Consider the following 16,922-nt stretch of genomic DNA (forward strand, 5'->3'; position numbering starts at 1 on the left):
CCGCGATCCAGCGCGCCGCCGCCACCCGGATCCAGCGCCCCGCCGCGATCCTCTCGCTGGGAGCCCGCCCAGCCTCCGGACACGAAACTCCCAGGCGCGTGGGAAAAGCTTGTCGCAACAACCAATTGCGAATGCGGGGAACACTGTGGCGGCACCCACCGGGCGAAAGACGATCAAGCAGGAGCGCGCCGAGCGCCGCGCCGAGAAGGTGCAGCAGTACCAGCGGGAGCAGGCCGCGAAGGCGCGCCGACGCCGGATCGGCATCATCAGCGGCGCGGTGGGCGGTGCGGCCGTCGTTGCCCTGCTCGTCACGTTCATCGCGACGACGTCCGAGCCGCGGCAGCGCCCCCAGGACATCGCGATCGAGGGGCTGCAGGAGTACCCGAACCTCCCGGCCACCCACGTGGGCCCGGCGCCCGTCGACTACGCCGCGGAGTACGGCATGACCCCGCCCGCGGGCGGCAATCACTTCCCGGCCTGGCTGAACTGCGGCGTCTACTCCGTGCCCCAGCCCAACGAGAACGCCGTGCACTCGCTCGAGCACGGCGCCGTCTGGGTGACGTACAACCCCGACTCCGTCTCCGAGGAGCAGCTCGCCGAGCTGCGCCGCAGCATTCCCGAGCTCTACACGATCATCTCGCCGTTCCCCGATCTGGAAACGCCCTTCGTGGCCTCCGCCTGGGGCGCACAGATCACGTTCGAGGAGCCCAGCGACCCCCGCCTCGGCCAGTTCATCGACCGCTTCTGGAAGTCGGCCGACGCCCCCGAGCCCGGCGCCTCCTGCTCGGGTGCGGTCGAGGGCCTCGGCCGAGTCGCCGCGTGACCGAGGAGCGCGCTCGCCGCAGCGTCGGGTTCACCGCGTTCATCGCCACGATGCTGGCGCTCGTGCTTGTCGCCTCAGCGCTCATGATCGGGCGGGTCACGGCGACGCCGGATCCGGTGCCGAGCACGCGCAGCGCGGAGGCGGGCTTCGCGCGCGACATGCAGACCCACCACGATCAGGCGGTCGAAATGTCGATCATGGTGCGGGATCGCACCGACGACGAGGCCGTGCGCCTCCTCGCGTACGACATCCTCACGTCGCAGGCGCGGCAGTCCGGGCAGATGTACGGCTGGCTCGCGGTCTGGGGCCTTCCGCCCGCCGCTCCCGAGCCCGCGATGACCTGGATGCACCGCCCGATTCCGGGGGAGGGTGGCGCGCACGCTGGGCACGAGGCGGAGGCCGAGGTCGATCCGGCCGTGGTGCCCGCGACGATGCCGGGCATGGCCACGCGCGAGCAGCTCGCGGAGCTCGGCTCGCTCTCTGGCCGCGCGGCCGAGCGGCGCTTTCTCGAACTGATGATCGCGCACCACGAGGGCGGCGTCGACATGGCCGAGGCCGTGGTGGCGCGCAGCTCCCTGCCCGTCGTCACCGACCTCGCACGCAGCATGGTCGCGGCGCAGCGCAGCGAGATCCAGCTCATGCAGGACATGCTCGCCGAGCGGGAGGCCTGATCCGCCCGGCCGCGACCCGCACGACCGCACTCACGTCCCCACGCACCCACCCATCCACGTCCCCACGCACGCACCCCGCCCACCCACACGCAGAGAAGAGACCTCACCGCTATGCCCGCAGCACCTCAGTCCACCCGCCGCAGCCCGCGCCTGCGCGCGGCGATCATCGGCGGGGCGGTCCTCGTCGCGCTCGCGATCGGCGCGATCTGGTGGTTCACTGCCCGCGCCCAGGCCTCCGGCACCGCGGGCGGCGCGAGCTCGGGGGAGGTGCGCGGGCCCGACGGCGCCCCGCGCGAGCGGGCCGACGGGCTCCCCGCGGCCACGCACCTCTCGGTGAACGAACTCCGGGTGCGCGATCTCGCCGGCGTGCGCGCGTTCTACGCGGACGCGGTCGGGCTCGACGTGCTCGACGAATCGGAGGACGAGGTGCTGCTCGGCCTCGGCGGCGAGGGGATCATACGGCTCGTGCGCTCGGAGCAGCCGCTGCCGCAGCCCGACGACGCCGGGCTGTACCACACGGCGATCCTGTTCCCCGATGAGGCGACGCTCGCCGCGACCCTCCTGCGCGTGGCCGAGCGCGCGCCGAGCAGCTACCAGGGCGCCGCCGACCACGCGGTGAGCCGGGCGTTCTACTTCGGCGATCCCGAGAACAACGGCGTCGAGCTCTACGTCGACCGCCCCGAGACCGAGTGGGTGTGGGAGGACGGCCAGGTCGTGATGGGCAGCGAGGCGCTCGATCCCAATCAGTTCATCACCGACTACCTGGATGGCGAGGCCCGCGGCACCGCGACCGTGGGGCACGTGCACCTGAAGGTGGGCGACCTGGGCGAGGCGCGCAGCTTCTACGCGGACACGCTCGGCTTCGACGTCGTGTCCGAGGCCGACGGCGCGCTCTTCTACTCAGCGGGCGGCTACCATCACCACCTCGCGACGAACACGTGGATGAGTGCCGGATCCGGCCCGCGCAGCACCGAGGTGGGCCTCGGCGCAGTGACCGTCGTGCTGCCCGATGCCGCGAGCGTCGATGCGGTGGCGGATCGCCTCGCCGACGCCGGCGTGACGACCGGGACCATCCCCGACGGGATCCGCGCAGACGATCCGTGGGGCAACACGATCCGGCTCGTCGCGGCGGGGGAGTAGCCCGCCCGGACACGCCCGAGGCCCCGGACCGCAGGAGCGGGCCGGGGCCTCGGGCGTCGGGTGCGCCGCTCAGTAGGCGACCGTGAAGCGCTCGCGCCGGTGCGCGGGGCGCTCGATCTCGTCGACGAAGGCGTGCGCGAAGTCGGCGCCCGAGATGCTCGACTCGCCCGCCGCGTCGGTGAGCAGCACGTCGCCGCCCAGGCGGAACGTGCCGGTGTGCTCGCCGGGCGCCCACGCGCCGAAGCTCGCCGCGGGGCTGACGAGGAACCAGTCGAGCGCTGCGTCGGAGGCGCGCAGATCGGCGAGCACGGCGCCCATCTCCTCGGCCTCGGCCTTGAACGCCTCGGGGAACTCGGGGCCCGAGGAGACGGTGGGCCCGCCCTCGGCGACGAGCAGCGATCCCGCGCCGCCCACGACGCCGAGCCGCGCGCCCGCGGCCTGCGCCTCCGCCGCGAGCGTGCCCATGAGGCCCCGCAGCTCGCCCTCGAGCGGACCGCGCGGCGCGAGGGCGCCGACCACGACCTCGGCGCCCGCGACCGCCGAGCGCAGTGCTTCCGCGTCGCGCACATCGGCGGCCACGTACGTGACCCCCTCGACGGCCTCGCTCGGCACGGAGCGGGAGACCGCCGTGACCTCGTGGCCGCGGGCCGCCGCCTCGCGCACGATGTTTCCCCCGGCGTAGCCGGTGCCGCCGATCACGGTGATGCGTGCCATGTGTTTCGTCCTTTCGTCAGGGAGGGCTTCCGTTCGGAGCCGCCAATACTTACGATAGGAGAGTAAGGAAGTATTCGTAAGTAGGCACTTTCCGGTAACCAAGGTTCCCGGCGGTGCCGGAGGGGGCGCGCATGACCGAGCCGCACTGGGATCCCTACGAGCGTGACTGCCCCACGCGGCAGCTGCTCGACCGCATCGGCGACCGCTGGACGGTGCTCGTGATCGGCGCGCTCGCGGACGGCCCGCTCCGCTTCGGCGAGCTCTCGCGCCGCGTCGACGGGGTCTCGCAGAAGATGCTCACGCAGACGCTGCGCGCGCTCGAACGCGACGGGCTCGTCACCCGCACGCTGTTCCCGCAGGTGCCGCCGCGCGTGGAGTACGAGCTGACGCACGCGGGGCGCACGCTGCGCGAGCCGCTCGGCGCGCTCGACGCGTGGGCCCGCACGCACATGGCCGACGTGCTCTCGGCCCGCGAGGCCTACGACCTCGCGGGCTAGCTGCGCAGCCTACGACCTCGCGGGCTCGTCGCGCAGGGAGCGCGCGAGCTCGGCCAGCCGCAGCTGCAGCCACAGGGCGAGCGTGCGATCCGGATCGTCGAGGTCGATGTCGAGCCGCCCCGCGAGCTGCCGCATGCGGTAGCGCACGGTCTGCTCGTGCACATTGAGCCGCTCGGCCACCCGGGGCGCGCTGCCGCGCTCTTCGAGCCAGGCGAGCAGCGTCGCGCGGGTCTCGCGCTCCTCGGGGGCGAACAGCCGCTCCGCCTCGGGGAGTTGCAGGTCGGTCGCCTGCAGGGCGTCGGCGCACTCGCGGAGGATCAGCTGCGGCTGCACCGCCTCCGGCGTCGCGACCGCGAGGCCCAGGCCGCGCGCGCACTCGGCCACCCGGATCGCGCGCTCCGCGTCGGCCGCGAGCGTGGCGCTCGGCTTCCGCGGGTGGCTGATCCCGCAGTGCGCGGCGCTGCCGATGAGGCGCGTGAGCTCCGGCAGCAGCCGCTCGAGCGACCGGGTGACGGGATCCGTCGCGCTGCTCGGCAGGAGCGCGACGACCTTGCCCTCCATGATCGTGCACACGCTGCCCGGGAAGTACACGGACAGGTGGCGCGACGCCGCCGTGCGCACCTCGGAGAGATCCCCCTCGGGCACGGTGCCGCAGTCGACCGCGAGCACGAGGTAGTGCTGCTCGGGGCGGATCCCGAGCACGGTCGTGTCGTTCTCGTGCGGGGTGCCCGAGAGGAGTCGGCGCAACGCCGTCTCGCGTGAGCGCTCGTCGCCGTGGTCGAAGCGCCACGCGTCGACGATGTAGCCAGCCGCGAGCTCGGCCGCACTGCGCAGCACCTCCTCCTTCTCGGGCGGGATCGGGGTGTCCAGCTCGTCGCCGAGCGGGTCGATCACCCAGATCGAGCCGAGCGGGATGTTGCCCGCGCGGAGGGGGAGCGCGGCGCGTGGCGCGAAGCCGTTCTCGGTGGGAAAGCGCGAGACGCCGTCGGCCGCGAAGACCTGGCGATAGCGGACCTCGTTGAGCGGGCCATCTGGGGTGCGGCGCGTCAGGATCCCGTTGGCGCGCAGGCTGTCGATCGCCTGTCCAGGCAGCGCCGAGTACGCGAGGATGTTGCGGCGGTGATCCTCGATCGCCACCGAGCCGCCGAACGCCTGCGCCACCGAGTTCGCGAGCGCGAAGAGCCGGTCGCCCGAGTTCGTGCCGAGCTGCAGACCCGCGCCGTGCTCGCCGAGGAGCCGGCTCACGAGCGCGTCGAACTCGCGCCAGCCCACGCTCGGCGCGAGCCCGAGCAGGTGGATGTTGTGCCGCACGCACGCGCTCACGAGGCCGGCCGCCGCTTCGCCGTGCGCGGCGCGCGCCACGATCCCGCTCGCCCGCGCCGCCGCGAGCCGCTCGCAGAGCAGGTCGATGCGCTCGGGGCTCAGCTCGGCGTGGGCCGTGAGCATGACGAGCTGCCCGGCGAGCTGCTGCTCGAGCAGATCCGTGTCGTAGTAGGCCACCCCGAGGAGGGCCGCGGGGTGCTGCGGCGCGTGCAGCACCGTCAGCACGCCGTGCCCCATCTGCGTGACGAGGCTGCCGATGGGCAGGCCGGTCGACAGCGGGGAGAGGGCGCTCGTGCGCGAGTTCGATAGAGCCACGGGTAAATATTAGCGATTCCGATAACCGTGCGGCACTTTTCGCTTTCTACAGTCGGTACTGACGAAAACAAAGGAGTGGTCAAGTGGTAGCGAGCGGGTTCTACGATCCCCGGTTCGAGCGGGTGTTTCCCCCGAACGCGGCGGTCAACGCCGAAGGCGTCCTCGAGGTGGGCGGTTGCTCCGTGCCCGCCCTCGCCGAGGAGTACGGAACCCCGCTGTACGTGATCGACGAGCAGGGCCTGCGCGACCGCATGCGGGCCTACCGGGAGGGCCTCGCCGCCCGCTGGCCGAACAGCCAGGTCGCGTTCGCCTCCAAATCCTTCCCCGTGCTCGCGGCCTACGCGATCGCCGCGGCCGAGGGGCTCGCGATCGACGTCGCCGGTGCCGGCGAGCTGCTGCTCGCCCTCGAATCGGGCGCACCCGCCGAGCTCATCCACCTCCACGGCAACGCGAAGAGCCACGAGGAGCTCGTGCTCGCGGTCGACGCCGGGATCGGCGCGATCGTGCTCGACGGCGAGGCCGACGTCGAGCGTCTCGACGCGCTCCTCACCCGCCCGCAGGACGTGCTGATCCGGATCATCCCCGGCGTCAACCCCCGCGTGCCCAAGGCGATCTCCACGGGCGGCGAGACCTCGAAGTTCGGTCTCCCGATCCCGCAGGCGAAGGCGCTCATCGCGCGGCTCGAGAGCCACCCGTTCATCAACGTGGTCGGCCTCCACCTGCACATCGGCTCGCAGGTGCTCGAGGTGGAGCCGTTCGAGCGGGCCGTCGAGGCCGTGCGCGAGCTGGGGGAGTTCCCCGTCTACAACATCGGCGGCGGGCTCGGCGTGAACTACAACGTGTCGCACGACGCCCCGAGCCTCGACGCCTACCTCGACGCGATCACGGCGGCCGCGCGCCGCGTGCTCCCCGCGGGCAGCCGCCTCATCATCGAGCCCGGCCGCTCGCTCGTCGCCCGCGCCGGCATGACCGCGTACCGGGTGAACAACGTGAAGCGCACGGGCGCCACCTTCGTGGCCGTCGACGGCGGCCTCGCCGACCAGCTCAACGTCGCGCTCATGAACATGGAGTTCACCCCCATCGTGGCCGACCGCGCGAACGCGCAGCCCGACACGACCGCGCAGCTCGTGGGCCGCCAGTGCGAGTCGGGCGACCTGCTCGTCGACCGCGCCGAGCTCGCCGCCCCCGCCACGGGCGATACCATCGTCCTCGCCGCGACGGGGGCCTACGGCTACACGCTCTCGAACAACTACAACGGCGCGCTGAAGCCCGCCGTCGTGTTCTGCCGCGACGGCGAGAGCCGCCTCGCGGTGCGGCGCCAGACGTACGCCGAGTTCCTCGGCCACCACGTCGGCCCGAGCGAGGAGGCCTGGGCCTCCTGATCCGGCCCCGGTGCTCTGACCCGGCCTGCTGACCCGACTTTCTGCCCGATTTCCCACCCCACCGACCACGATTCCCCAAGGAAGAGGAACCCACCATGAAGAAGCTCATCAAGATCTCCGCGGCCGCGGCCTTCGTCGCAGCGCTCGGCCTCACCGCCTGCTCCGGCGGCGGCTCGGGGGACGCGGCCCCCGCGAAGGACGACGCTGCGGCGACGCTCACCTCGGGCGTCGACAAGGCCGCAGAGGCGGCCCTGCCCCAGTCGATCCGCGACGCCGGCGTGATCCGCGCCGCAGCGGGCATCCCCTACCCGCCGTTCATCCTCCTCGAGGGTGAGAAGCAGGTCGGCCTCGATCCCGATCTCGCGCAGGCCCTCGGCGAGAAGCTCGGCGTCGAGATCAAGCTCTCGCACCAGGCCTTCGAGACCGTGATCCCGTCGCTGCAGGCGAAGAAGTTCGACATCATCATGTCGGGCATGAACGACACGATCGAGCGCGAGGGCACCCTCAACTTCATCGAGGAGATCTACGCCGGATTCACGATCGTCGTGAAGCAGGGCAACCCCGAGGGGATCCAGAGCCTCAACGACCTCTGCGGCCACCCGGTCGCCGTGCAGAAGGCGAGCGCGCAGCTCGATCTGCTCACCGAGCTCGCCGCCACCTGCGAGGCCGAGGGCAAGGGCACGCTGACCATCCAGCAGCTGCCCACTGCGCAGGATCCGCAGACCGCGCTGAAGGCCGGCCGCGTGGTCGCCTACCCCGTCGACGCGCCCGTCGCCGCGTACACCGTCGCCACCGCGGGCAACGGCAAGGACTTCGAGATGGTCGAGGATCCCGAGTACCCGGCTGGCGTGAACCCCGTCTACACGGGCATCGGCACCCTCAAGGAGAACACCGAGCTGACCGAGGCGCTGCGCCTCGCGATGCAGGCGCTCATCGACGAGGGCGTCTACCAGGACATCCTCGCGAAGCACAACCTCGGCAACTTCGCGACCGACGAGGCGATCGTCAACGGCGCATCGCTGGAGGGATAACCCACACCATGAGTACCGCAACTGTGACGGCCCCGGAGCGGGATCGGAGCTTCGACATCGAAGCCCTCCCGCTCCGGCGGCCCGGCCGGTGGATCTGGGCGATCGCCCTGATCCTGTTCGCCGCCTGGTTCATCCAGGCGCTCTGGACCAACAAGAACATCGACTACTCGGTCGTTGGCCAGTACATGTTCAACCCGGAGATCGTGTCGGGCGTCGGCGTGACGCTCCTCATCACGGCGATCTCGATGATCATCTCGACCGTGCTCGCCGTGATCCTCGCCGCCATGCGCCTGTCGGGCAACCCCGTCGCAGTCGTGTTCTCCTCCTTCTACGTGTGGCTCTTCCGCGGCACGCCGCTCCTCGTGCAGATCGTGATCTGGGGCTACTTCGGCCTCATCTTCGAGAAGATCTCGCTCGGCATCCCGTTCACCGACGTGGTGTTCTGGTCGATCGACACGAACGTGCTGCTGACCGCCTTCGTGGCCGGCATCATCGCGCTCACGCTCAACGAGGCCGCCTACTCGGCCGAGATCGTGCGCTCGGGCATGCTGTCCGTCGACGCCGGCCAGAAGGAGGCCGCCGCCTCGCTCGGCATGAGCCCGCTCGCCACCTTCACGCGGATCCTGCTGCCGCAGGCGATGCGCGTGATTATCCCGCCGCTCGGCAACGAGCTCATCTCGATGATCAAGAACACCTCGCTGCTCTCGCTCATCGCCGTGATGGAGGTCTACACGCGGGCCACCCAGATCTCGGCGCAGAACCTGAAGCAGGTCGAGCTGCTCATCGTGGTGAGCATCTGGTACCTCCTCATCGTGTCGATCCTGTCGATCCCGCAGCACTACCTCGAGCGCTACTTCGGCCGCGGCGTGGAGCGCAACGCGCCCACCTCGCCGCTGCAGAAGGCCCGCGAGATGACCGGCGCGATCGCCGTCCAGTTCCAGGGAAAGAAGAAGGGGGAGCGTCGTGGCTGATCTCACCACCCCGCAGCTCAGTGATTCCGCCCTCGTGCAGCTCCGCGGCGTGCGCAAGCACTTCGGCAGCCTCGAGGTACTCAAGGGAATCTCCATGGACGTGCACGCCGGCCAAGTGTCGGTGCTGCTCGGCCCCTCGGGATCCGGCAAGTCCACCCTGCTGCGCTGCATCAACCACCTCGAGACGATCGACGGCGGCCGCATCTCGGTCGACGGGGAGATCGTGGGCTACCGCCCGGAGGGGGACCGCCTCCGCGAGATGCACCCCCGTGAAGTGGCCAAGCAACGCCGCTCCATCGGTATGGTGTTCCAGCGCTTCAACCTGTTCCCGCACAAGACCGCGCTTGAGAACATCATCGAGGCGCCCATGGTCGTCTCGAAGCGGAACAAGGCCGATGCCGTGGCCGAGGCCCGCCAGCTGCTCCGCCGCGTGGGCCTCGACGCCTGGGCCGACCACTACCCGTCGCAGCTCTCGGGCGGGCAGCAGCAGCGCGTGGCCATCGCCCGCGCGCTCGCGATGAAGCCCAAGCTCATGCTCTTCGACGAGCCCACCTCGGCGCTCGATCCGGAGCTCGTGGGCGAGGTGCTCGACGTGATGAAGGAGCTCGCCCAGGAGGGCATGACGATGATCGTGGTGACCCACGAGATCGGCTTCGCCCGCGAGGTGGCCGACCAGGTCGTCTTCATGGACGGCGGCGTGGTGGTCGAGGCGGGCGCCCCCGCTGACGTGATCGACAACCCGCAGCACGCCCGCACGCAGGGCTTCCTCCAGAGCGTGCTCTAGCTGGGGTGGGGTCCGGGCGCGGCGCGGCTGCGGCTCCCTGTCCCGCTCGGTGCCTGTGCCTCCATCCCGCTGGGCGAGTGTGCCGCTGTCGGCCGCGCTCTCATCCCGTTCGGTGCGTGTGCTCCGGTCGGCTGCCTCCCCATCCCGCTCGGTGCGTGTGCCCCGGTCGCCGTTTTGGCGACCGGGGCACAGCCGTTTCAGGGCGCGACGCGCCCGGCCTGCGACCGTGGTCAGCGGCCACCAAAAGTATGGGTAAGATAGAGGAGTTGTCCACGAGCAATCGTGACCAACGGGCTGTGGCGCAGCTTGGTAGCGCACTTGACTGGGGGTCAAGGGGTCGCAGGTTCAAATCCTGTCAGCCCGACCAGAAAGCCCTGACGAGATTCTCTCTCGTCAGGGCTTCTTTCGTTTTGGGGAACACTTGCTAAAGTCCGGATTGGAACCGAAGGCCTACCGGTTCGAGGGCTGTGTTGCCTGACTTAGCCAACGAGCTTACGGGCAGATGGGCGATCTGGCGGCCTGTTTCGGGCAGAAAGGGCGCTGGAGCCCCTAGGAAGTCGGGTTCACGGACAGGTGCCAGGGCGCTGAAAGTCGTGGCGAATGATGCAGACACCTGTTGAGTAACGGCCCCCCAGTGCGAGGTAATAGCTGCCGCTGTCGGGTGGGGCCAGTGTCAGCGGTTGCTGGGAGCATACTCGCAACCGGCAAGGCGGATTCAGCGCCGGTTGAAACGATGAGAGGATAAGACACATGCCGACAACGTCCGAACTTAGTGTCCTGGAGATCTGCGCAGGTGCCGGCGGGCAATCATCGGGCCTCGAACATGCAGGCTTCAGCCACTCGCTCGCCGTCGAGATCGACAAGGATGCCGCCGCTACGCTCCGCCTGAACCGGCCCGAGTGGGACGTACACGAAGGCGATGTGCGCGACATCAACGGCAAGGATCACCGCGGCATCGATCTCCTGGCTGGCGGCGTACCCTGCCCCCCGTTCAGTGTCGCCGGCAAGCAGCTCGGCGCCGATGACGAACGAGATCTCTTCCCCGAAGCTCTCCGGCTAGTCCGGGAGGCCAAGCCGACCGCAGTCATGCTGGAGAACGTCAAAGGCCTCGCATCAGCCCGGTTCGCAAATTACCGCGAATCCATCATTGAAGCACTCGACAAAGCCGGATACGAAGCCGACTGGCAGCTCATTTACTCCAGCGAGTACGGGGTGCCCCAGCTGCGCCCCCGCTTCATCCTGGTAGCGCTCAAGCGCCGTCAGTTCCGTAAGTTCGAGTGGCCCCGCCCGATGGGAACCCCGCCGACCGTGGGGAAGGTACTCCGCCCGCTCATGGCCTCCCGGGGCTGGACCGGCGCGGAGCAGTGGGCCAAGCAGGCGAACAATATCGCTCCGACGCTCGTCGGCGGTTCCAAGAAGCACGGCGGCGCGGATCTCGGCCCGACCCGCGCGAAGCAGTCCTGGCTGGCCCTCGGCGTTGACGGCAAGGGCATCGCTGACGAAGCTCCCGCAGCTGACGCCCCGCTCGACTACATTCCACGGCTGACGAACGAGATGGCCGCCCGCATCCAGGGCTTCTACCCCGAGTGGCAGTTCGCCGGACGGAAAACCTCAACCTACCGGCAGATCGGGAACGCGTTCCCGCCGCCGGTTGCTGCCGCAATCGGCGGCGCGATCGCTGAAGCCCTCGGCGCCGTGAGCCAGCGCACCACTGACACCGGAAACGTGCTCCGGGCTGTCAGCTAACCCTTCGGGTTCTGCGCTTTCCTGGCCTTTTCCCGCCTACGGATCTCCGCGGCAGTATCTCCTTCTGGCCATTCAGTCCATTTGGTGAGGATGTAGAAGGTGTGGACCCGCTCGGGGCGAGTCTCCTTACGGGTGGTGTAGTCCCAGCCAAGTTCACGGAGCTCGCGCATGCGCTTCTGCCAGTCTTCCTGGTACTGGTGCATCGACGCGACGACGCCCACGACCTGGGACGGTGCTTCCGCTCCAGCAGCGGCAAAGGCCTTCAGGAGCTCGCCGATACGCCTATGCGGCTCCATGTGCTGCGTTGCTGCACGGATCTGGTCCTCGAACGGGTCCATCGTGGCGTAGAACGCTTGCTTGTCATGGTTGCACTGGGTGCACAGCGGCTGCAGGTTGTCTATGTCGTCGGTACCGCCCCAGCTCTGCGGAACCTTGTGGTCTACTTCGAGCTTCACGCCGTCTTCAGACGGGGTCTTCCCGCACTGCGCGCACCGATTGCTGCTAAGTACTTCGCCACGGACCTTACCCGAGATTCCTGCGCTATCCGAGGTCGGGCCGGTCTGCCAGCCACGCAACTCGTAATAGTGAGTCCTGCCTTTCTGCACGGTACGAAGCAAGAACCACTTGCGAAGCTCTCGAACACGGCGACCGGTCTGCGCATGAGATTCACCACGGCCAGCGTCCGCATGAGCCTGGATCTCAACCATTGTCGGCGGATTGTCGCGGCGCTCGTAGAGGAACTTGTAGAGCTTGTGCTTCTCCTTGCTTCTAAGAATTCCAGCGAGCTCGGCGCTGTCAGGCTCCGGCAGAGGCCGCTCGGCCGCCGTCATCGCGGCACTACCGGCGCAGGGACTGTGACAGCTTCGCCCTCCTCGGCCAGGCGCCAGAATGCCTCGCCGATCTGCACCCCATCCGCTGGGGACGCCGGAACGACCTGAATGCTCACGAGCTCACCGGGTTCAGGGATCGCAGCACCGAGCGCTTCAGCAAGATTGCGCTGCACCTTGTAGTCGCCGCCGAGGATCAGATACCCTTCGGGGCGAAGCGCACCGCGGGAGCCGCCGTTGTCACGGACGCGCTTCATGTAGTCGTCCTGCTGCGCGACTGTCGCGATGATGTTCCGGGAAAGCCGCCGGTTCGTTGCGCGGCGGAAGAGCTCATTGAGCCGTGCTTGTCCGCTCCTGCCCGACATGATCTCGGCGACGACTTCAGTGGGTAGCTGGAGGAGCGCGTTCGGCTGCATCGGGGCGTCTTTGAACAGCCAGGTGATCTGGCTCCGCCCGTGCGTGTTCAGGCCCGTCTTCTTGTCCCGATTCTCGCTCGTGCGCCGGTTCTCTACCGTGACCCGCACTACTCCGGCGCTCCACACGGACTTCTGGTCATTGGCCTGCGTGACGAGCACGATCTGCTCGAAGCTCTCCACCGGGAGCATCCAGGCGCCCGTGTGCGAGTATTTGCAGTCGACTTCCAGGCCCGCGATCTTGAAATCCAGCACATCGCCGTCCTCGAACTTCAGCTCACGCTGCAAGTTGATCTCGATGAGCGTGCCGAAGTGAGTCTTCTCCGTTTTGAAGAGCTGGTCGACGCTGTACCGGCCGGTGTGTTGACCATCATAGAGCTGATCAAAAGTCGCCCGGAAGACTTTCGCCATACGGGAGCCGTCGGGGTCGAGCTCCCGGAGCTTCTTGACAACCGCAACGACGCCAGCGTCGGCCTGCTCGGCCTCATTACCTGGGAACATCATGCTCACAGCCTATGGGCTAGTGCACTTGACTATTGGCCCACTAACCTCGCCATCGTTCCTCACCCAACTCAGAGATGGGCAGATTCCAGGGAAACGACGACTCGGGCCATTCCTCTCTCAACGACTTTGTGCTCCCAAACTCGGACGACGACCCAGTCGGCCTCGGTGAGCATTCTCGTGTTGCGAGTATCTCGCTCGACGTTCCGCGCAAGTTTCGATGACCAGTAGGACTGATTGACCGAGGGGCGGCTTCCACGCTCGGGGCAGGAGTGTCAGAAGCAACCATCGACGAAGACGGCAACCCGTTTCCGGGTGAAGACGATGTCGGGTCGTACTCGGCCCTCCGGCAAGTCGATTGGGAAATCGCAACGATAGCGGTATCCATCGCGATGGAGAGCAGAGCGCAGGGCGAGTTCCGGACCCGTATCTCTCCGGCGGTTCGCCGGCATGTTCCTACGTCGCGCGGTGCCCACCGCCCCGGACCGGGTATTTCTTTCGGACGCAACCTGTTGACCCATGTGGACACCTTGCGGCCTGAGCAAGGAAGCGGGGCAGAATTCTGACGCATGACGGCTGTCTGACGTCCCGGCTGATGTGATTGAAACTTGATTAGTGCCAGACCTACTCGTGTGAGTCAGGCCTCCGGCAGGTCCTTGAGGAGTAGCGGGTAGCGGAATCTTGAGGCTAGTTTGCTACGCGATGTCTCTGCGCGCTCGCCGGGGTCAATGGACAAGTAGTAGTCGAGCTGTTTGGGCAGCGACTCAGCTGCCCAATGCTCTCTTCGCAACTCTTTCCGCCAGTTCTCGGCTCTTAGACGCGCGGTCAAGAGCCCACCCCTTCTCCTCTGAGAGAATACGAGCAACTTCGGCTACTGCTAGGAAGGCTCTTTGCACATCCTCGATCGTCAGATCAGGTCCTGAATCGACTATCCCCATTAGCTGATGAGGGCTGCGAACTTGAGAGCCTACCTTTTGAATCGCGACAAACATGCTGACCAAGAACCGGGTGTTTGTTCGCGTGAAACTGTCTGTTTCCAGCTCCGGCGCAAGCAGCAGGGAATCGATTCTTCGTTGAAGCTTTGCTGCCCAAAGATATACGGGAAGGGGGACAGACTCCGAGAACATCGCCTTATAGTCAGCTTCGTTGTTCAGGAGAGTTGTCGGGCGAGCTCGCGCGTCGTCTGGTCGCCCCAGCGTAATTGCCGCCATTGCCTGCCCAAGCGCCGGAATGCTTACTATCCGGTCGCTGGGTTTCCCCATGTTCTTGTAGAAGTTCTTGCGGCGATCGTAGTACCAGCCTTCCGCCGCGAAATGTGACTCAATCTGCCGATGAATGTCTTCCGTCGCGTGCAGGGATGCATCGGGCACCTTTGTCTGACTATTCGTGGCACGAATGACGTCATCGCGCGTCTTCTCGTCCCTTGTCTCAATAATGCGAACTTGTACCGACTTGCCAGAGTTTGGTTCTGAGTCAAGGTCTGTTTCACTCAAGGCCTGATGGATGGTGTGAGAAGTCTGCAGTCCATTGACGATTTGAACATCAGAAAGGGTGAAGGTCTTGCTGCCGCCGATGTGTGCCTTGGAACATATGACCGTTACGCCGTTATTGAACCACCAGAAATCACGGGCCTCATCGTCTCTAAGGCTCTGGCGAATCTGCCTATTTACTGCGATGGACCCCTGATAATCGCGGACATTCGAGTCAAAAAGATGTGAGAGCAGGTTCCCCGACTCATCGGTAAAGAAACGGTAGAGATCGGGTAGCCGGACCAGCCCGAGGTAGGAGTCTTCCTTTGACACATAGTCTTCGAATCGGATCTGAAGGTCGTACTCCGGAAGTGTAGTTGCGCTTTCCCAGAGCTCGTGAGCGCCGAGCATGCTTGCTTCTCCAGTAGCGCCAGGGATCTGTGCTGAGACATGGTCGATGAAGTCTTGTGCTTTGTGCTGAACGCCCGCCGCGATATTGGTTGTCGACGCCTTTGTCGCGTAGGAAAAGTGGACTGTAATCCTGGGCGCCCTAATTCCGAGAAGCAGCCACGCTCGAGTGAATATCCGGATTCTCTCAACGAGCTCGGGTGAGTAGATCTTTAGAACCTCCTCGTCACTGAGGTTGAGATCGAATAGCTTTGTGGTACTGAGGATTGCTTTCTCAAAGGCCGTTTCCTTAAACGAGGACTCGCGCTTTGCCTGAACAAGGTGAAGCGTGAGTTCAGGCCCGCGTCTTAGGCTTTTAGGGCTGAATCCATCTTCGAAGATGGGATCATCTGATTCGAGCAGGGCGCCGTCAAGGAATGTGTAGACCCCATCGATGCCACCATCTCTGCCGCCGCCAATGCGACCAGCGGCGATCTCCTCATCTGTCAAGTTCATATCTGCGAGAACCATAGTGGCCGAGAAGATCTCGAAGGCCACGTCGTCGGGGAGTGGGGTATCTCTCGCTCGCTGAGCTTCATCGATGAACTGCTCGATCAGGATCACTTCGTTGGCACCCAAAAACGAACCACTTTCTTCTCGACGAGTCGTTCCTCTTGAGGGAGCCTATCGCAGGAGAGTCGAATGCATAGCGGGAGGCTCTGATAACGCATGAAGTTCTCCGGTGCGCAACCAGTGAATTTAGTGAGTCAACATAGTGGTCGACTTCCTGCCCATGCAAAATGTGACGCGCCCTGCAATGTATGGAACGTCTTGGTTCACGAGAGGATGACCGCGGTGCTCGGGAGACGCGTTCCTCGTCCGTGGAACTGGAAACGTCAAAGATCCGAGGCCTCCTGCTGCCGGAAAGTATCGAATGCGTTGAGGTCGAGTGCGCCGAGCAAGTCCGGTTCCAGCTCGATTGGATCAGCTGGGTCGGTACCGGCGGAAAGGAGCTTGACGATTCGGTAGCGGTCTATGACAGTGCTCTTGTGAATATGCCTGCTCGTGTACCACTCGGCGCCGGGCCGACGGTAGTCATACGGGATGAAAACCATGTTCACAGGGTCTGCGGTCAAAGTCATAACTGACGACCAGGATGAAGAATGCGAGGAGTGCTGCTTCGAAACCCAGGCCGGCGTGCATGCAGCTTGCCCGAAAACCGTAAGGCGGCCGGGCAACTCATCATGTAAAGGCACCCATGCGATAAGGTCCAGACCGTTATCCCCGCGGTCTCCCCGTTCGAAGTCAGTGTTCGTTGCCAGCACACGTTCCCCGAGATCGGCGGCGAGGGCCTTCACCTTTTCGAAGAGCAGGCCGGAGTATTTGCCGGTCGTCAGGGAGTTCGCGCCGAAGAGGTGAACTTCCGCGCTTGTCGGCAAAATACGCTTGAGCACCTCGATGCCTGCCAGCTCGAACTGGGCGGCCAACTTAGTGCGGTCAGCTGGCTTCTCAACGTAGCGCAGGCAGGCGCATGCCAGGAGAAAGAGGTAGAAGCGGCGGGAGTTGGTTGCCGACCGCAAGGAAACCGTACGTGCGTTCAAGTCGACTTCAAACGGATATGCCGGGCCGTATCGTGTTGCACGATCCTGCAGATAGCTGAGAACGTCACCGGCGCGCCGTGCGAGGGCATCCTGATACTTCGCTGGCTCGCCCTGAGATTCCTCAATTAGCGGCTCTGATTCGAGCTCACTCTCGTCCTGATCGTCTTCAGATTCGGTATCTATGAAGTCTGTCCGCCGTTCGGTGGTCTCGGCAAGTTCAGGCATCGAGATCGCCCCGACCGCAGACGTGTATGCGAGTAGCTCAGCCCAGTCCGTCCATCGATGCAGCTGCGGAGCACCTGGCAGGCGCTCTACTTCGTCGAACAC

Annotated in this window: 16 protein-coding genes and 1 tRNA gene; 10 read left to right on the top strand and 7 right to left on the bottom strand. The window is 66.3% G+C overall.

What is annotated here, in order from left to right; translation table 11 throughout:
* Positions 1-145: 145 nt before the first annotated feature.
* The 3 genes from U874_RS0110605 to U874_RS0110615 all read left to right on the top strand — a co-directional run bounded on the left by U874_RS0110605 (position 146) and on the right by U874_RS0110615 (position 2,634).
* The gene (locus U874_RS0110605; RefSeq protein ID WP_025134517.1) at positions 146-823 is read left to right on the top strand and encodes a DUF3105 domain-containing protein; all 678 of its coding nucleotides are present in this window, start codon (positions 146-148) and stop codon (positions 821-823) included.
* Positions 820-1,494 carry a DUF305 domain-containing protein gene (locus U874_RS0110610; RefSeq protein ID WP_025134518.1) on the top strand — a complete coding sequence of 225 codons (675 nt, stop codon included), beginning with the start codon at positions 820-822 and terminating at the stop codon, positions 1,492-1,494. The genes U874_RS0110605 and U874_RS0110610 overlap by 4 nt, the downstream gene beginning before the upstream one ends.
* Positions 1,495-1,605: 111 nt before the next feature.
* Positions 1,606-2,634 carry a VOC family protein gene (locus U874_RS0110615; protein ID WP_025134519.1) on the top strand — a complete coding sequence of 343 codons (1,029 nt, stop codon included), beginning with the start codon at positions 1,606-1,608 and terminating at the stop codon, positions 2,632-2,634.
* A 69-nt stretch (positions 2,635-2,703) separates the two neighbouring features.
* On the opposite strand, the gene U874_RS0110620 is transcribed toward U874_RS0110615, so the two are convergent.
* Entirely contained in the window at positions 2,704-3,348 is a 645-nt protein-coding gene (locus tag U874_RS0110620; protein ID WP_025134520.1) for an NAD(P)-dependent oxidoreductase, read from the bottom strand.
* A gap of 131 nt (positions 3,349-3,479) precedes the next feature.
* Here U874_RS0110620 and U874_RS0110625 point away from each other — a divergent pair, with 131 nt between their 5' ends.
* Positions 3,480-3,845 carry a helix-turn-helix domain-containing protein gene (locus U874_RS0110625; RefSeq protein ID WP_025134521.1) on the top strand — a complete coding sequence of 122 codons (366 nt, stop codon included), beginning with the start codon at positions 3,480-3,482 and terminating at the stop codon, positions 3,843-3,845.
* Positions 3,846-3,854: 9 nt separating this feature from the next.
* On the opposite strand, the gene U874_RS0110630 is transcribed toward U874_RS0110625, so the two are convergent.
* On the bottom strand, positions 3,855-5,483 hold the full coding sequence (locus U874_RS0110630; protein WP_051582887.1) for a CdaR family transcriptional regulator: 1,629 nt from the start codon (positions 5,481-5,483) through the stop codon (positions 3,855-3,857).
* 83 nt (positions 5,484-5,566) lie between these two features.
* Between U874_RS0110630 and lysA the strand changes: the two genes are divergently transcribed.
* From lysA to U874_RS0110665, 6 genes are all read left to right on the top strand, one after another.
* Positions 5,567-6,865 carry a diaminopimelate decarboxylase gene (lysA, locus tag U874_RS0110640; protein ID WP_025134524.1) on the top strand — a complete coding sequence of 433 codons (1,299 nt, stop codon included), beginning with the start codon at positions 5,567-5,569 and terminating at the stop codon, positions 6,863-6,865.
* 95 nt (positions 6,866-6,960) lie between these two features.
* Positions 6,961-7,896, top strand: coding sequence for an ABC transporter substrate-binding protein (locus U874_RS0110645; RefSeq protein ID WP_025134525.1), 936 nt, complete (start codon positions 6,961-6,963; stop codon positions 7,894-7,896).
* Positions 7,897-7,904: 8 nt separating this feature from the next.
* The gene (locus tag U874_RS0110650) at positions 7,905-8,867 is read left to right on the top strand and encodes an amino acid ABC transporter permease (protein WP_025134526.1); all 963 of its coding nucleotides are present in this window, start codon (positions 7,905-7,907) and stop codon (positions 8,865-8,867) included.
* Positions 8,860-9,651 carry an amino acid ABC transporter ATP-binding protein gene (locus U874_RS0110655; protein WP_025134527.1) on the top strand — a complete coding sequence of 264 codons (792 nt, stop codon included), beginning with the start codon at positions 8,860-8,862 and terminating at the stop codon, positions 9,649-9,651. The genes U874_RS0110650 and U874_RS0110655 overlap by 8 nt, the downstream gene beginning before the upstream one ends.
* 290 nt (positions 9,652-9,941) lie before the next feature.
* A tRNA-Pro gene (locus U874_RS0110660) sits at positions 9,942-10,018 on the top strand.
* Between the two features lie 383 nt (positions 10,019-10,401).
* A complete protein-coding gene (locus U874_RS0110665) occupies positions 10,402-11,397 on the top strand; it encodes a DNA cytosine methyltransferase (protein WP_025134528.1) in 996 nt (331 codons plus the stop codon).
* Here U874_RS0110665 and U874_RS0110670 read toward each other — a convergent pair.
* From U874_RS0110670 to U874_RS0110680, 5 genes are all read right to left on the bottom strand, one after another.
* Positions 11,394-12,227, bottom strand: coding sequence for an HNH endonuclease (locus tag U874_RS0110670; RefSeq protein WP_025134529.1), 834 nt, complete (start codon positions 12,225-12,227; stop codon positions 11,394-11,396). The genes U874_RS0110665 and U874_RS0110670 overlap by 4 nt on opposite strands.
* The gene (locus U874_RS0110675) at positions 12,224-13,141 is read right to left on the bottom strand and encodes a NaeI family type II restriction endonuclease (protein ID WP_025134530.1); all 918 of its coding nucleotides are present in this window, start codon (positions 13,139-13,141) and stop codon (positions 12,224-12,226) included. The genes U874_RS0110670 and U874_RS0110675 overlap by 4 nt, the downstream gene beginning before the upstream one ends.
* Before the next feature lie 272 nt (positions 13,142-13,413).
* A complete protein-coding gene (locus U874_RS15820) occupies positions 13,414-13,659 on the bottom strand; it encodes a very short patch repair endonuclease (protein ID WP_255342053.1) in 246 nt (81 codons plus the stop codon).
* Positions 13,660-13,902: 243 nt separating this feature from the next.
* Positions 13,903-15,618: an AIPR family protein gene (locus U874_RS15160; protein WP_081809982.1), complete on the bottom strand. Its 1,716-nt coding sequence runs from the start codon at positions 15,616-15,618 to the stop codon at positions 13,903-13,905.
* Between the two features lie 272 nt (positions 15,619-15,890).
* Positions 15,891-16,922 (bottom strand): hypothetical protein, encoded by a 1,032-nt coding sequence (locus U874_RS0110680; RefSeq protein WP_029988261.1) that lies wholly within the window; start codon positions 16,920-16,922, stop codon positions 15,891-15,893.

The organism is Leucobacter sp. PH1c, from assembly GCF_000633415.1.
In the GTDB taxonomy this organism is placed as follows: Bacteria; Actinomycetota; Actinomycetes; order Actinomycetales; family Microbacteriaceae; genus Leucobacter.

Coding starts and splice junctions, on each gene's coding strand:
- U874_RS0110665 (WP_025134528.1), top strand. CDS start 10,402: ATGCCGACAACGTCCGAACTTAGTGTCCTGGAGATCTGCGCAGGTGCC.
- U874_RS0110675 (WP_025134530.1), bottom strand. CDS start 13,141: ATGATGTTCCCAGGTAATGAGGCCGAGCAGGCCGACGCTGGCGTCGTT.
- U874_RS15820 (WP_255342053.1), bottom strand. CDS start 13,659: ATGGGTCAACAGGTTGCGTCCGAAAGAAATACCCGGTCCGGGGCGGTG.
- U874_RS0110615 (WP_025134519.1), top strand. CDS start 1,606: ATGCCCGCAGCACCTCAGTCCACCCGCCGCAGCCCGCGCCTGCGCGCG.
- U874_RS0110670 (WP_025134529.1), bottom strand. CDS start 12,227: ATGACGGCGGCCGAGCGGCCTCTGCCGGAGCCTGACAGCGCCGAGCTC.
- U874_RS0110650 (WP_025134526.1), top strand. CDS start 7,905: ATGAGTACCGCAACTGTGACGGCCCCGGAGCGGGATCGGAGCTTCGAC.
- U874_RS0110625 (WP_025134521.1), top strand. CDS start 3,480: ATGACCGAGCCGCACTGGGATCCCTACGAGCGTGACTGCCCCACGCGG.
- U874_RS0110645 (WP_025134525.1), top strand. CDS start 6,961: ATGAAGAAGCTCATCAAGATCTCCGCGGCCGCGGCCTTCGTCGCAGCG.
- U874_RS0110620 (WP_025134520.1), bottom strand. CDS start 3,348: ATGGCACGCATCACCGTGATCGGCGGCACCGGCTACGCCGGGGGAAAC.